The organism is Bradyrhizobium sp. URHD0069, assembly GCF_000701345.1.
Lineage (GTDB): Bacteria > Pseudomonadota > Alphaproteobacteria > Rhizobiales > Xanthobacteraceae > Bradyrhizobium.
In genome coordinates this window covers 1-1,786 of record NZ_JNIJ01000120.1, presented here as the reverse complement: position 1 = coordinate 1,786, position 1,786 = coordinate 1, and the positions used below count along the sequence as shown (strand labels likewise).

At 59.4% G+C, this 1,786-nt stretch carries 1 protein-coding gene; it reads right to left on the bottom strand.

Going from position 1 to position 1,786, the window contains the following annotated elements; genetic code table 11:
* Window positions 1-127 precede the first annotated feature (127 nt).
* The gene (locus N554_RS0130490) at window positions 128-1,384 is read right to left on the bottom strand and encodes a citrate transporter (RefSeq protein WP_197033810.1); all 1,257 of its coding nucleotides are present in this window, start codon (window positions 1,382-1,384) and stop codon (window positions 128-130) included.
* Window positions 1,385-1,786 lie beyond the last annotated feature (402 nt).

Genomic DNA, 1,786 nt, shown 5'->3' with positions numbered 1-1,786 from the left:
CAGCTCAATGAAAGGCCGAGAAAGACCTTGCTCTATCAGACGCCGGCTGAGAAGTTCGCAGAATGTGTTGCAGCGATCGGTTGAACTCGCCGCCAATTGCCGACGTTCCATCCGCGCTAGGCTCGTCTTACGGGCGGCCAGCCACGTCCAGTTGATAGTTCACATCTAGCGCAACACGCTTTTTGTGTGGAGCGTCAGGATTCCAACCAACAATGGCGAACATCACGAAGAAGCCCACAATATACGCTACCGCGACAAACCAGCCGTGCCGCAGCCACAGGCCGACCGACTTGGCCTCCGGATACATATTGGAGATCGCAACGCCCGCAGACGAGCCGAACCAGATCATCGAACCGCCGAAGCCCACGGTATATGCAAGGAAACCCCAGTCGTAGCCGCCCTGCTTGAGTGCAAGCGCCGTCAGCGGGATGTTGTCGAACACGGAAGACAGGAAGCCGAGCCCCAGCGCCGTTTGCCACGAGGCTCCCGGCAATTCCTCGACCGGCATAAAGGACGCATTGGTGACAAGGGCCAGAAGGAAGACCGTGCCCTTGAACGTTTCCGGCATGATCGCCCAATCCGGCCGACGCAGCGGCGCGGCCGCGAGAATGACGATCCATACCGCAAGTCCGATCACGGGGATGGCATCGAGCAATGCCGGTAATTTCAGGTTGGCGATGACGTTGGCCAGAACAGCGATGATCAGGATTGCCGCGACGACGCCCACATAAGTCCAATCGATCTGCAGGCCACGCTGCGCATCCTTCTCTATCGGGGAATGGCGGTGTTGTACCAGTGAAGCCGGTATCCCGTAGATCAGGAAGCCGGCGACAGCCGCGACGTAGGCCTCGACGACCCGCAGCGGGCTGATGCCGTCGATCCACATCATGGTGGTGGTGGTATCGCCGACGACGCTGCCTGCGCCGCCCGCATTAGCGGCTGCAACGATGGCGGCAAGGTAACCGATATGTACTTTGCCCTTGAACAAGTGCCGCGCCATGGTGCCGCCGATCAGGGCCGCGGCAATATTGTCGAGGAAGCCCGACATCACGAATACAATCGCAAGCAGGACCAGGCTGCCGCTCCACCCGTTTGGCAGCAACGCCGGCATCGCGTCAGGGATTCGGCTGTTCTCGAAATGGCGTGACAGGATGGCGAAACCCATCAGCAGCAGAAACAGGTTGGCAAGAACGACACATTCGTGGTGAAGCTGGAGCATCAGGCCGCTCAGGCCCGCGCCTTGTCGGAAGCCGGTAAACACGAGCTTGTAAAGTGTAACGGCCACGAGCCCGGTCAACGCCACCTCAAGCGTCTTGTGGTGGAACACCGCTACACTCACCAGTGTCAGGCCGAACAGAATGAAATCAACCGGAATGCCGAACAGGAAGACGGGCTGAGCCGAATACGGGCCAGTTGTGGATGCTGCCGCGGCTGAATTTGCGAACAGGACGGCTGGGAGGGCCACCGCGACTGCAAGAAACAGCAGGGGCACATTCACGGCCCGCCCGGTGAGGGATTGGCACGGGAGGATTTCTTCGTCTGATCTTCGACGGATCATTGGGCGCACGCTTTCCGCGTGGCGGCCCGACCATCGCTTGACCTGTCACTGCCACATGCAGCGAGCACCCGACCACCGTTCTACACGCTAACCGAAAGAAATCAATGTGTGCCAGAGGTTTGATGTCCGCTAAGGGTGGCGAGTTCAACCGATCGCTGCAACACATTCTGCGAACTTCTCAGCCGGCGTCTGATAGAGCAAGGTCTTTCTCGGCCTTTCATTGAGCTG